10 protein-coding genes are annotated in these 12,382 nt (G+C 67.5%); 3 read left to right on the top strand and 7 right to left on the bottom strand.

Annotation, left to right across the window (positions count from 1 at the left end; genetic code table 11):
* Positions 1-78: 78 nt before the first annotated feature.
* Positions 79-1,044: a transposase gene (locus QFZ83_RS06355; RefSeq protein ID WP_307503972.1), complete on the top strand. Its 966-nt coding sequence runs from the start codon at positions 79-81 to the stop codon at positions 1,042-1,044.
* A 510-nt stretch (positions 1,045-1,554) separates the two neighbouring features.
* Here QFZ83_RS06355 and egtD read toward each other — a convergent pair.
* A complete protein-coding gene (egtD, locus tag QFZ83_RS06350) occupies positions 1,555-2,451 on the bottom strand; it encodes an L-histidine N(alpha)-methyltransferase (protein WP_307512640.1) in 897 nt (298 codons plus the stop codon).
* 116 nt (positions 2,452-2,567) lie between these two features.
* Positions 2,568-3,836, bottom strand: coding sequence for an ergothioneine biosynthesis protein EgtB (egtB, locus tag QFZ83_RS06345; RefSeq protein WP_307503969.1), 1,269 nt, complete (start codon positions 3,834-3,836; stop codon positions 2,568-2,570).
* Positions 3,837-3,991: 155 nt separating this feature from the next.
* On the opposite strand from egtB, the gene QFZ83_RS06340 reads away from it, so the two are divergent.
* Positions 3,992-5,347, top strand: a complete 1,356-nt coding sequence (locus QFZ83_RS06340; RefSeq protein ID WP_013542603.1) for an NAD(P)/FAD-dependent oxidoreductase — start codon at positions 3,992-3,994, stop codon at positions 5,345-5,347.
* 16 nt (positions 5,348-5,363) lie between these two features.
* Positions 5,364-5,615, top strand: a complete 252-nt coding sequence (locus tag QFZ83_RS06335) for a hypothetical protein (protein ID WP_013542604.1) — start codon at positions 5,364-5,366, stop codon at positions 5,613-5,615.
* Positions 5,616-5,657: 42 nt separating this feature from the next.
* Here QFZ83_RS06335 and QFZ83_RS06330 read toward each other — a convergent pair whose 3' ends face one another.
* The 5 genes from QFZ83_RS06330 to QFZ83_RS06310 form a co-directional block, all read right to left on the bottom strand.
* Complete coding sequence (locus QFZ83_RS06330; RefSeq protein WP_307503962.1) at positions 5,658-6,185, bottom strand: thermonuclease family protein; 528 nt, start codon at positions 6,183-6,185, stop codon at positions 5,658-5,660.
* 141 nt (positions 6,186-6,326) lie between these two features.
* Positions 6,327-8,819 (bottom strand): ferric-rhodotorulic acid/ferric-coprogen receptor FhuE, encoded by a 2,493-nt coding sequence (gene fhuE, locus QFZ83_RS06325; RefSeq protein WP_307503959.1) that lies wholly within the window; start codon positions 8,817-8,819, stop codon positions 6,327-6,329.
* A gap of 73 nt (positions 8,820-8,892) precedes the next feature.
* Positions 8,893-9,942, bottom strand: coding sequence for a FecR domain-containing protein (locus tag QFZ83_RS06320; RefSeq protein WP_307503957.1), 1,050 nt, complete (start codon positions 9,940-9,942; stop codon positions 8,893-8,895).
* Positions 9,939-10,442: a sigma-70 family RNA polymerase sigma factor gene (locus QFZ83_RS06315; protein WP_307503955.1), complete on the bottom strand. Its 504-nt coding sequence runs from the start codon at positions 10,440-10,442 to the stop codon at positions 9,939-9,941. Before QFZ83_RS06315 ends, QFZ83_RS06320 begins: the two co-directional genes overlap by 4 nt.
* Before the next feature lie 102 nt (positions 10,443-10,544).
* Positions 10,545-12,248 (bottom strand): long-chain fatty acid--CoA ligase, encoded by a 1,704-nt coding sequence (locus tag QFZ83_RS06310; protein ID WP_307503952.1) that lies wholly within the window; start codon positions 12,246-12,248, stop codon positions 10,545-10,547.
* Between the last annotated feature and the right edge of the window lie 134 nt (positions 12,249-12,382).

Genomic DNA, 12,382 nt, shown 5'->3' with positions numbered 1-12,382 from the left:
CCGCCGATCTGGACGCAAGCAAACGTGGAGGGTGGGCTGCACCCCAGCTTGGCAAATTGTCCAACTGGAGGTGCTGCCATGCAAGAGCCAACCCTGTACATCGGCGTGGATGTTTCCAAGGCCGAGCTGGTCATTTCGCTGGGGCCTGAGCATCGACCTCGCAGCGTGCCCAACGATGCAAGCTGCATTGCCAACTGGCTGCGGGAGGTGCCGCCCGGGGCCCTCATCGCGATGGAGTCGACGGGGCGGTATCACGGCCTGCTGGCGCACTTGGCCAACCAGGCCGGGTTGAAGGTGTACGTGCTCAATGCACGCGACGTGTACTTCTACGCCCGGGCCTTGGGCACCAGGGCCAAGACCGACGGCGTGGATGCCGGGGTCATCGCGCGTTATCTGGCCGAGCATCACGAGCGCCTGCACCCCTGGCAGGCTGCCAGCTCGGTGCAGCAGCGGCTGCAGGATCTGCTCACACGCCGAGCGCGACTGGCAGCCCAACGCTCGGCCTTGCGGCAGATCGTGAGCGGCGTGGATGCATGCGACATCGATGCCGGCGGCGTGTACCAGGCCTTTGATGACTTGCTTGGCGCGATGGACGGGAAGGTGCAGGAGCTGATTGCCAGCGATGCACGGCTGCGCAGCGGCTGCCAGAGGTTGCGCACGATCACTGGCATTGGCCCACAGACCTCGGCGTTGCTGGCGACGCTGTTCAGTCGCTTGGAGTTCACCAATGCAGATGCGTTGGTGGCGTACTGCGGACTGGACCCTCGGCCCAATGATTCGGGCGCCAAGCATGGCAGGCGTCGATTGAGCAAGAAGGGGCCGTCGCTGCTGCGCCGGCAGATCTATCTGGTGGGCTTCTCGGCGAGTCGTAGCAAGGCACTCAGGCCGTTGTACGAGGCGATACGGGCCAAGGGCTTCGCCACTACGCAGGCGTTCATCATTCTGGGGCGCAAGTTGTTGCGAGTGGCCTTTGCTGTTTGGAAGGGCGCTGAGTTGTTCGATCCGCAGCGGTTGTTGCCAAAGAACGGCTTGCAAAAAACATAGAACCTCAAACAAGGGCGAGCCCTCATCCGCGAAACGCTCCGCTCCTCGGCGCATACAGAAGGGCTTGGAAACCGACACGCCGTCGCTGCGCTCGGCGGCGCCCTCGGGCCTTCGCTTTGCTCGGCTTGGGTTGACTCCCTCTGCGACGACGGGCCTCTGCTCCTCTGGGCTCGGATGGCTCCCTCTCCCTCTGGGAGAGGGCTGGGGTGAGGGCACGGCGGCCGAGCGAAGCAAAGGCCCGACTGCAAGCCGAGCGAAGCGATGGCGCGTCCGGGGTCCAAGCCCTTCTGGCTGCGCCGAGGAGCGCAGCGGTTCGCGGATCAGGGCTCGCAGCTGTTTGAGCCGAAGGCGAGTTCTGCGAGACCCCGCGAACCGCGAGCACCGCAGGTTGCCCGTAGCGAAGCGGAGGGTCGCAGACAGCAGGGTCGCCTTTTCTTTGCTTACGTTCTTTTGGCGAAGCAAAAGAAAGTAAGTCGCCTGCCGGGGCGAGACCCGGCCTCGGAAAGAAAACTAGGCAGCCAGCCAGTGAACGCTGAAGAGCCTCTCAGGATCCGTCCAAACCGCCCCAGGCCGGAAGCCTGCCCGAACAGCCAACGCACGAAGCCCATCCACAGTGAACTTGTGCGAGTACTCCGTATGAATAGTCTCGCCCTCCTCGAACCCAAACCGTTCCCCATTCAAAGAAACGCTCTGAGCCTTCCGGCTCACCAGATGCATCTCAATACGTTGACGAGGTGCGTTATAGAACGCCGCATGCGCAAACCCATCGAGATCAAAGTCCGCATCAAGCTCGGTATTCGCCCGACGCAGCAGATTCAGATTGAACTCCGCCGTCACCCCTTGCGCATCGTTGTAAGCCGCATGCAACCGCTCCGGCGCCTTCACCAGATCGACGCCGATCAAGAGCCCCCCGCCCCGCAGCATCCGCGCCGCAAGCTGCAGAAAAGCCAGCGCTTCATCAGGCTCGAAATTGCCAATGGTCGACCCCGGAAAAAACCCGACGCGACGACCCGAACCCGCCATAGGTGCAGGCAACACAAGAGGCATCGTGTAATCCGCCGCAATGGGCTGCACCACAAGCGCCGGATAGTCCGCCTTCAACCGCTCCGCAGCCGCTTCGAGGTGCTCCCGCGAAATATCGATCGGCAGATACCGCTTGGGCGTTTCGAGCGCATCGAGCAAGAGCCGCACCTTCGTGAGCGACCCCGCGCCGAACTCCACGATCTCCGCATTCGGCCCGACCTGCTCGGCGATCTCGCCCGCGCATTCGCCAAGGATGCGCAGCTCCGTGCGCGTCGGGTAGTACTCGGGCAATTCGCAGATGCGGTCGAACAGCTGCGAGCCCGCCGCGTCGTAGAAAAACTTGGGCGAGATGCTGCGCGGCGAACGTGCAAGACCCGCCTGCATCTCCCGCCCGAATTCGGACAGCGGCACGACCGACGCCGGCGCGCGTTCCGCCTTCTGCGGCTTCGAAGAAGCAACGAACGAAGACAGCGACGAAGAAGAAGTTGGATTGCGCATGATCAAAGGTCTTTCGCGAGCCGCAGCCCCGTGAATTGCCAGCGCGCTGCCGGCGGAAAGAAGTTGCGATAACTCGGCCGCGCATGCCCGGCCGGCGTGGCGACGCTGCCGCCGCGCAGCACCAGTTGCCCCACCATGAACTTGCCGTTGTATTCGGCCGCGATGCCGGGCATCGGGCGAAAGCCCGGGTACGGGTCGTACGAGGAACGTGTCCATTGCCAGACATGGCCGGTCATCTGCGTGATGCCGGGCGCGTCGAATGCGGCCTCCCATTCGAACTCGGTCGGCAGCCGCGCGCCGGCCCATTCGGCATACGCGGCGGCTTCATAGAAACTCAGTTGCGACACCGGCGCATCGGCTTCCATCGGCCGCACGCCGTGCAGGCCGAACACATGCCAGCCCGTGCTGCCCTGCTGCTGCTGTTGTTGCGAACCGAGGCCGAGCCGCGGATCGTCCGACTCGAGCCAATACGCAGGATGCCGCCAGCCGTTGGCTTGCACCGCAGCCCATCCATCGGACAGCCACAGCTCGGCGCGCTGGTACCCGCCATCGGCAATGAACTGCGCGTAGTCGCCACAGTTCACCAGCCGGTCGGCAATCGCATACGGCTGCAGCAAGGCCTTGTGGCGCGGTGTCTCGTTGTCGAAAGAAAAATCTTGCCCCGCATGCCCGACCTCGGCGATGCCGCCGTGCTGCGGGAGCCAGCGCATCGGCGACGGCACCGCGGCCAAGCGCAATGCAGGGCCGCTCGCCGGCTTGTACGCAGGCAGCAGCGGATTGCACGACAGCGCATGCAGGATGTCGGTGAGCAGCAGCTCCTGATGCTGCTGTTCGTGGTTCAGGCCGAGCGTGACGATGGGCTCGATCGCCGCCCAGTCCTGCTCGCCGACGCCGCCTTCGAGCAGCGCGAGCACCGCTTCATCGACATGCCGCCGGTACGCATGCACCTCGTCCACCGAGGGCCTCGTGAGCAGTCCTCGCTGCGGACGCGGATGCCGCGGCCCGAGCGCCTCGTAGTACGAATTGAAGAGGTAATGGAATCGCGGATCGAAGGGCTGGTAGCCCTCGGCGTGCGGTTGCAGAAGCACCGTCTCGAAGAACCACGTCGTGTGCGCGAGATGCCACTTCGTCGGGCTCGCATCGGGCATCGACTGGATGCATTGGTCTTCGGCGGAAAGCGGGGCGGCAAGTGCGAGGCTTGTGGCGCGCACGTCGCGGAACCTGTCGCGCAGTGCGCTCGCCGCCTGTGCGATCGGCCGGGAAAGCGTCATGGAATCTCCAGTCGGGTCAGCTGCAAGTTTTAGCCCATCCGGGCCGGCGCGGTCCGTAGGACAAAACGCCGCGGGGGCGCCGCCGGAAAGTCGACGGGCAGCCACTGTGGCACAAGATGGCGGGGTGTGCAGGGCGGCTGCGTATCATCCGTTCGATGCAAACGAACACCTCCTCGACCGCGTCCACCAGGCCCCAAATCGTCATCGTCGGCTGCGGATTCGGCGGCCTGGAGGCGGCTCGCAAGCTGCAGCGCGCCGATGTCGATGTCACTGTGATCGACAAGACCAACCACCACCTGTTCCAGCCCCTGCTCTACCAGGTGGCGACCGCCGGGCTCGCCGCGCCCTCCATCGCGGCGCCGGTGCGTGCGCTGTTTCGCAAGCAACAGAACATCACCACGCTGCTCGGGGAAGTGAGCGCCATCGATCCCGCCGGCCGCACGGTGCAGCTGGCGAGCGGCACCCAAGTGCCCTACGACCACCTGATCGTCGCCGCCGGCGCCACGCACAGCTACTTCGGGCATGACGAATGGGCGCCCGTCGCGCCGGGGCTGAAGACGCTGGCCGATGCCTTCGAAATCCGCCGCCGCGTGCTGCTGTCGTTCGAAACCGCCGAGACCACCACCGATCCCGCTCTTCGCCGCGCCCTCCTCACCTTCGTGGTGATCGGCGCCGGCCCGACCGGCGTGGAAATGGCCGGCACGCTGGCCGAGATCGCCAAGCACACGCTCTCGGGCGAGTTCCGCCACATCGACCCCAGCAGCTCGCAGGTGCTGCTGGTCGAAGGCGGCCCGCGCGTGCTGCAGGCGATGCCCGAATCGCTGAGCCAGAAGGCGCTCGAGCAACTGGAAAAGCTCGGCGTCGAGGTGCGGCTGAATGCGCGCGTCACCGCCATCGACGCCACCGGACTCGAAGTGCAGACCGGTGGCGGCGCGGACGGCGCACCGGTCGCGAGCTACCGAATCGATAGCAGCTGCGTGGTCTGGGCCGCGGGCGTCGCGGCTTCGCCGCTGGGCCGCATGCTCGGCACGGCCACGGGTGTCGAATGCGATCGCGCGGGCCGCATCAAGGTCGAGCCCGACCTGAGCCTCGCGGGCCATCCCGAAATCAGCGTGGTGGGCGACCTCGCCGCCGCCATGAGCCACGCACCCGGCAAGCCGCCCAAGCCGGTGCCCGGCGTGTCGCCCGGTGCCAAGCAGATGGGCCGCGCCGCGGCGTCGAACATCCTGCGCCGCATGGCGGGCCAGCCGACCGTGCCGTTTCGTTATGCCGACTACGGCAACCTCGCGACCATCGGCCGCAACTCGGCGGTGGTGGACCTGGGCACGCCCTTCGGCCCGCTGCGTTTCAGCGGCCGGCTCGCGTGGCTGTTCTGGCTGTTTGCGCACGCGTATTTCCTCATCGGCTTTCGCAATCGCGTCGTCGTGATGATGGACTGGGCGGGTGCGTACTGGAGCTTCCAGCGCAATGCGCGCGTGGTCGCCGACGTGCAGGGCAAGAGCGAGTCCTGAACGCGGAACCGGGGCCATGTTGTCGCTGATCTGGTGGATCGCCATTCATGCCGCCGAAGCGCTGTTCCTCGTCTGGGTGCTGCGCTGGGGCGGCGCGGAGCGGCTCGAGGGCACGTGGGCCTCGGGCTTCATCAGCAGCTTTGCGCCGCGCTGGAACGCCGAGGGCCTCCGCATGGCGGCGCTGATCCTGCTGGTGTTTTGCGCGATCACCTTCGTCGCGGGGCTGTTCATGCCCTCGCTGCGTTGCTGGAGCGGCGGCGCCTGCTGAGCGCTGCCGGCCGTTCGGGCCTACATCCCGGTCACGCCGGTCTCAAAAGAAGTGGTCGCCCCAGTGCGATTCGCGCTGGCTCTTGCGCCAGTCCCAAGGCGGCACCGGCTTCGTATCGGCCCACAGCCCCAGGTGCCGCGAGCGCGCGCTGTCCTGCAGCTTGAAGAGCCCGCCGCCGCGCTTGGTCGCGATCTTGTTGTAGTCGTACACCCAGGCCCAGCCCTCGGACACCATGCGGCTGCCGGCGTCCTCGCCGTTGCACGACACGTCGGCCACGGTGCGGCCGTAGCGGTCGGTGTCGCGCTCGGTGATGACCGCTTTCTCGGCGTAGCAGAGACGGCTCAGCGCCTGTCGGCTGCGCTGGCCGTAGGGCTGCTTCTTTTCAGGAGCGTCGATGGCGGCGATGCGCACCTTGACCTGCTCGTAGGCACCGACGCGGCCGCAGCGCGCGGTGAGCGTGTCGCCGTCGGTCACGCCGACGATGAGGCAGTTGCGGGGCGATGCGGCATGCGCCAGCAGCGGGATTGAAAGGCCGAGGAAAAGAAACAGGAAGACCGGACGAAAGCGCATGCGAAAAGAGGACGGAATACGGGGACGAAAACGACCGCCGATTCTCGGCGCGAAGTGCTCGCCCCGCCCTCCGGATGCATTTGTTTTCGTCTTCGCTGAAGGCGCTGGTGAAGCGCCCCGCTTTTCACCGCGTATTCGCGGTCAGAACGCGTAGCTCAACGTCGCCACCGCGTTGCGCGGGGTGCCGAAATAGGCCTGCCCGTCGATGTTGCTGTAGTACTTCTTGTCGAAGAGGTTCTCGATGTTCAGTTGCAGCGCCAGCTTGGGCGTGAAGGCGTAGCGCGCCATCAGGCTCACGACCGCGCGCGAGCCTTGCTGGTAGCGCAGGTTGAGATCGCCCACGCTGTATGCGTAGTAAGTGCGGTTCTGCCAGTTGATGCCGCCGCCCAGCGTGAGCCGGTGCCATTCGCCGGGCAGCCGGTAGGTGGTGAACAGCGTGGCCTGCGTGGTCGGCATGGTGGTGTTGATGCGGTCGCCGTTGCCTTGGCGGCCGAGCGTGCGCGCAATGCCCGCGTTCAGTTGCCAGCCCGGCGCCAATTCGCCCGACACCTGCAGCTCGATGCCCTTGCTGGTCACGCCGCGCGCGCCGTAGTAGGCGCCTTCGGTCGAGTTGGGCACGAGCTTGGTGCCGTCGCGCTGCGCCACGTTTTCCTGCTCGGCGCGGAAGACGGCGATCGAGGTGTTGAGCTTGCCGTTCAGGTGCTCGCCCTTCAGGCCGATCTCGTAGCTCTTGCCGGTCACGGGGTCGAGGTACGAACCGGTGGCGTCGCGGTAGTTCTGCGGCTGGAAGATGTCGGTGTAGCTCGCGTACACCGAGTAGTTCCGGCTGAGGTCGTAGACCAGGCCCGCGTAGGGCGTGAACACCTCGTGCTTGCGCGTGGCCGGGGCGTCGGCGGTCAGGCGCGTGGAGCGCCAGCTGTTCTGCCTGCCACCCACGATGAGCTTGAGCGAATCGGCCAGCGACAGGCGCGCGGCGCCGTAGTAGCCGGTCTGGCGCGTCTTGGTGATGCCCGACACCTTCAGCGGCTCCCACGTCGGTTCGGCGAACGAGCCGTCCCAGGCGTAGAAGTTGCCGGTGCTGGGCAGCGCGCTGGTGCGCGGATGGTTGGCTTCCACGTAGCGCGACTGGCTGTTGGTCACACCCACCACGAGTTCGTGCGTGCGGCCCAGCAGCGTGAAGGGGCCGGTGGCCTGCAGGTCGAGGCTGTTCTGGCGGAACTCGTGCTCGAAGTAGCCGGGCAGCGTGCCCAGGCCACGGCCGGTGAAGCGGTCCAGGCCGCCGAAGAGGTACAGCAGCTTGGCGTTCTGCTGGCTGTCGCGGTGCGAGGCGTTGGCCTTGAGCTTCCAGCCGTTGTCGAACTGGTGCGTGAGGTTCGCGAAGGCCGTGGTGGTAGTCGTGTCCCAGTGGGTCCATCGCGTGCCGACGGACTTGGAGCGGTCCCAGTTCGTGGCCGTGCCGTCGCTGAAGGTCAGCGGCAGGCCGCCCCAGGTCGACGAGGTGGGCCGGGTGGCTTGCGACTCGATGCCCACACTCAGCGTGGTGCTCGGCGAGAGGTCGGCGTCGACCACGCCGTACAGCACGTGCTTGCGGCCGTGGTACATGTCGATGAAGGAGTCGCGGTCTTCCGTCATGCCGATGATGCGGGCGCGCACGCGGCCGTCTTTCGTGACGGGCGTCTGCAGGTCGACGGTGCCGCGGCGCAGGTTCCACGAGCCCAGCGCGAGCGACGCGCTGCCCGCGAACACCTTGCTGTCGGCGTGCTTGCGCACCAGGTTCACCGAGGCCGACGGGTTGCCCGCGCCTGTGAGCAGCCCGGTCGAGCCGCGCACGACCTCGATGCGGTCATACAGCACCGGGTCGTTGGTGGAGGCGCCGAAGAAGTCGGTGGTGACCGAGGTCGGCACGCCGTCGTACTGGTAGTTGTCGATGTAGAAACCGCGCGCGTACAGGTCGGTGCGGTCGCTGTCGGAGCTCACCGCGAACACGCCGGGCACGCTCTGCATGGCCTGGCCGAGCGACAGCAGGTTCTGGTCCTCGATCTGCTGGCGCGTGATCACGGTAACCGACTGCGGCGTCTCGCGCGGCGACAGCGCCAGCCCGGTGGCTGCCGCCGTGGCGCGCGTGGTGTAGGCGCCCGTGCCTTCGGTGATGCCGCTGCGGTCGGCTTCGGCCGTGACGGTGACGGGCGCGAGCGTGTCGGTGCCGACGGCCCCTGCGGCGGGCGCGCCCCCCTCGCGGCGGTTCAGCGTGTAGCTGCCGTCGGTGCGCGCGACCACCTGCAGGCCGCTGCCCGCGAGCAGGCGCTCGATGGCTTCGCGAGCGGTGTAGCGGCCCGAAATCGCGGGGCTGCTGCGCCCCTGCGTCAGCGCGGGGTCGAACGACAGCGCGATGCCGTTGCCGGCCGCGAAGGTGGCGAGCGTGCGGCCGAGCGGGCCGGCGGGAATGTCGTAGGCGCGGGACGCGGCGGCATCGAGTGAAGGCGATGACGGGGACGACGGCGACGCCTGCGCGAAGGCTGGCCCTCCCGCACCGGCCAGGCCGCCGAGGGCGAGCGCCATCAGGGCATGGCGAAGGACGGTGTTCAGGCGGCGCTCTGCGAACGGGCGCAAGGCGGGCGGGCGGGATACGGACATGGAAACGGACCTTTCGGTTGGGCAACGACAGTGGGTTCTTCACCCTCCTTGCCAGCCGAAACGAAAAAAAGTCTCACCCCCGGGTCGAAATATTTTTCGAGGCGCCGGTCGCGCCTTCTTCTTCTGCCGCACGCGGCACGAGCGTGACCCAGTAGCCGCGCAGGCGCGTCGCCGCGTCCACCGGATAGGTCGACACCAGCATGCGCAGCACGCCGTCGGTGTGGGCCAGCGGAAAGGCGCCCGAGATGCGCAGGTCGGCCACGGCCGCATCGCAATGCAGCACGCCGGGGCGGTAGCGCGACAGCTCGGCGGCGAAGTCGGCCAGCCGCATGCCGTCGGCGAGCAGCATGCCCTGCGTCCAGGCCAGCACCGAGGCATCCGCTGGAGTGATGCTGTCGATGCCGTCGGCGGCGAATCGGGCTTGCTGCCCGGCTGGCAGCACGCGCGCGGCGGCGCGGTCGGGCGTGATGCGCACCGCGCCTTCGAGCACGGCGATGTGGGTGGCGCCGCCCGCTTCTTCCTTGCGCACGCTGAAGCGCGTGCCCAAGGCTTCCAGCGTGCCGCCGGCGCTGGCCACCCGGAACGGTCGGTGCACGCCGGCGGGGTCGGGCGCGGTGGCGATGAAGATCTCGCCCGCGCGCAGCACCACGAGGCGCTGCGTGCCGTCGAAGTGCACGTCGACCGCGCTGGCGGTGTTGAGCGTGAGCCGGCTGCCATCGGCAAGCCGCAGCTCGCGGCGCTCGCCGGTGGCGGTGCGGTGCCCGGCCATCCAGCCGCGTTCGTCCGCCATCTCGACCACCTGCCAGCCGAGCCAGCCGGCGGGCACGGCCGCCAGCAGCGCGGCGAGCCGGCCGAGGGTGGCGCGGCGGCTGTTCGCGTTGCCGCGCGCGGGCCGCGCGAGTGAAGACATGGCCAGCGCCGGTGGCAGGCCGCCGAGCTTGTTCATCAGCAGCTCGGCGCGTGCCCAGGCGCGGGCGTGGTCGGGATGGCTCTGGCGCCAGCGCTCGCAGGCGCGGCGGTCTTCGTCGGTGACGGCGCGGTCGTGCAGCCGCATCAGCCATTCGGCGGCTTCGTCGAGCACGCGAGGCGCGAGCGTCGATGTCTCGAACTTGAGCGCGCTCATTCCATCACCGCCAGGCAGCCGCGGAAGCCCTGCTGCATGTAGCGCTTGACGGTGACGAGCGACACGCCCAGCTCGCGCGCGATGTCTTCGTATTTCATGCCGTCGAGCTGCGACAGCAGGAAGGCCCGGCGCGCAAGCGGCTTGAGGGTGTCGAGCATGGCGTCGATCTCGTGCAGCGTCTGCAGGATCACGAGTCGCTGCTCGGGCGACGGCGCCTCGGGCTCGGGCATCACGGCCAGCGCCTCGAGGTAGGCCCGCTCCAGCGCCTGGCGCTGGTACCAGTTCACGAGGATGTTCTTGGCCACGCTCGTGAGGTAGGCGCGCGGCTGCGCAATGACCTCGGGGTTGCGCGCCGTCAGCAGCCGTGCGAAGGTGTCCTGCGCCAGGTCGGCCGCGTCACACGAGTTGCCGAGCTTCTTGCGCAGCCACGACTGGAGCCAGCCGTGGTGGTCGCTGTAGAGGGTGTGGACTTGCTGGAAGGCGGCTTCGGCAGCGGGCATGGCGGGCGGCACGGGGGCGGAAGCTCCGCCTACAAATACGAATTATTCTCATTTTAAGCAAAAAGTCCGCGTTGCCGGCCTGCCCGCCTCATCCGCCCGTGTTCAAGCCGCCGGTTGCTCGGCTTCCTGCAGCAACCGCCACATCACCTTGCCACTGCCGCTCTTGGGCAGCACATCCACGAACTGCACCTTGCGCGGGATCTTGTAGACCGCCATGTTCTCGCGGCACCAGTCGATGATCTCCTGCTCGGTGGTGTCCTTGTGCGTGGCGCGCAGCACCACCACCGCCTTGACCGATTCGCCGCGGTATTCGTCCTTGGTCGAGATGACGCAGGCCTCCTGGATCGCGGGGTGGCGGAACATCAAAAGCTCGACCTCGGCCGGCCACACCTTGAAGCCGCTGGCGTTGATCATTCGCTTCAGGCGGTCGGTGATGAAGAAGTAGCCGTCCTCGTCCATGCGGCCCATGTCGCCCGAGCGGAAGAAGCGCTTGCCCTCGAAATCGACGAAGGCGGCGGCCGTGGCGTCGGGCCGCTTCCAGTAGCCCTGGAACACCTCGGGCCCGTGGATGATGATTTCGCCCGATTCGCCGATGGGCATTTCCTTGAGCGTGTCGGGATCGACCACGCGCGCGTCGGTGCTCATGAACGGAATGCCCAGGCACTGCTGCTTGGGATGGTCCGACGGGTTGGTGTGCGAGGGCGCGGCGGTCTCGGTGAGGCCGTAGCCCTCCTGGTACTTCAGGCCGTACTGCTCGAACAGGCGCTGCGCCACCGCCTGCGGCATCGCGGCGCCGCCGCCGCCGATGTAGCTCAGGCTCGACATGTCGTAGTTCGCGAAATTGGGGCTGGCCATGAGGTCGATGACCATGGTGGGGATGTTGGTCCAGCTCGTGACCTTCCAGCGCGAGATCAGCCGGCCCGCCAGGTCGCGGTCCCAGCGCGGCATGATGACCAGCGTGGCCGCCGCGAGGATGGCGGTGTGCATCATGCTCACCACGCCCGTGATGTGGAACATGGGCACCACCGCGAGCACCACCGCTTCGGACGTGGCCTGGCTCCAGAGCTGGCCCGACACGGCGTTGTGCATCAGGCTCGAATGGTGATGCACACAGCCCTTGGGCAGGCCCGTGGTGCCGCTGGTGTAAGGCAGGAGCGCCATGTCGTTGGCGCCCACCGCATGCGCCGGCGCCGGATGGCCGCCCTCGAGCGCGTCGGTCCATGCGATCGCCTTGCCGTTCGCCAGCGATGGCAGCGGATGGCGCGTGCCGAGCCAGTCGGCCCAGGCCGGCGCGGGCGCGTCGTCGCCGGTCACGCCGGCATCGAAGGCGTCGGTGAACTGGGTCACGACGATGTGCGAGAGCTGCTGTTCGGGCGGCAGCGCGTTGCTGGCCTTGGCCAGTTCGCCCGCGAGGTCGCCGGTGGTCAGCGCCACCTTGGCATCGGGGTCGACGATGTAGTGCTTGAGCTCCTCGGCCCGGTTCATCGGGTTGACGGGCACCACGACCGCGTTGGCACGCAGGATCGCGAAATGCGCGATCACCAGTTGCGGACAGTTCTGCATGTTCAGCACCACCCGGTCGCCGCGCTGCACGCCCAGCGCATGCAGCGCGCCGGCCAACCGCTCGACCTGGTCGGCAAGCTCGCGATAGCTCAGCACGCGGCCGAAGAACACCAGCGCCGCCTTGTCGGGATAGCGCGCGGCCGAGGTGGCGAGGTTGTGCCACAGCGAGGTGGCGGGGACGGTGATCGAATGCGGAAGGCGCTTGGGCCAGAACTTGTGGTGCGGGCGTGTTTGCTGCTGCATGGTGGGAAGAACGGGCGGAAAAAGGGAAATGAGTGCCGGCGGCACGCCAGCCTAAGCCGCGCGGCCCCTGCCGCCCAATGGGGGAAGCCCCCGGACCGTCACCTAGGCGACGCCTGTTTTTCTGACACCGATGG

It is taken from the genome of Variovorax sp. W1I1, assembly GCF_030815625.1.
In the GTDB taxonomy this organism is placed as follows: domain Bacteria; phylum Pseudomonadota; class Gammaproteobacteria; order Burkholderiales; family Burkholderiaceae_C; genus Variovorax; species Variovorax paradoxus_C.
The sequence above is the reverse complement of the archived record's forward strand: the minus strand, read 5'-3'. Positions and strand labels throughout refer to the sequence as shown.

Excerpts from the sequence above, each read along its gene's own strand:
- QFZ83_RS06315 (WP_307503955.1), bottom strand. The coding sequence starts at position 10,442 with ATGCCCGCTGCCGAAGCCGCCTTCCAGCAAGTCCACACCCTCTACAGC.
- QFZ83_RS06355 (WP_307503972.1), top strand. The coding sequence starts at position 79 with ATGCAAGAGCCAACCCTGTACATCGGCGTGGATGTTTCCAAGGCCGAG.
- QFZ83_RS06310 (WP_307503952.1), bottom strand. The coding sequence starts at position 12,248 with ATGCAGCAGCAAACACGCCCGCACCACAAGTTCTGGCCCAAGCGCCTT.
- egtB (WP_307503969.1), bottom strand. The coding sequence starts at position 3,836 with ATGACGCTTTCCCGGCCGATCGCACAGGCGGCGAGCGCACTGCGCGAC.
- QFZ83_RS06330 (WP_307503962.1), bottom strand. The coding sequence starts at position 6,185 with ATGCGCTTTCGTCCGGTCTTCCTGTTTCTTTTCCTCGGCCTTTCAATC.
- egtD (WP_307512640.1), bottom strand. The coding sequence starts at position 2,451 with ATGCAGGCGGGTCTTGCACGTTCGCCGCGCAGCATCTCGCCCAAGTTT.
- QFZ83_RS06320 (WP_307503957.1), bottom strand. The coding sequence starts at position 9,942 with ATGAGCGCGCTCAAGTTCGAGACATCGACGCTCGCGCCTCGCGTGCTC.
- QFZ83_RS06340 (WP_013542603.1), top strand. The coding sequence starts at position 3,992 with ATGCAAACGAACACCTCCTCGACCGCGTCCACCAGGCCCCAAATCGTC.
- QFZ83_RS06335 (WP_013542604.1), top strand. The coding sequence starts at position 5,364 with ATGTTGTCGCTGATCTGGTGGATCGCCATTCATGCCGCCGAAGCGCTG.
- fhuE (WP_307503959.1), bottom strand. The coding sequence starts at position 8,819 with ATGTCCGTATCCCGCCCGCCCGCCTTGCGCCCGTTCGCAGAGCGCCGC.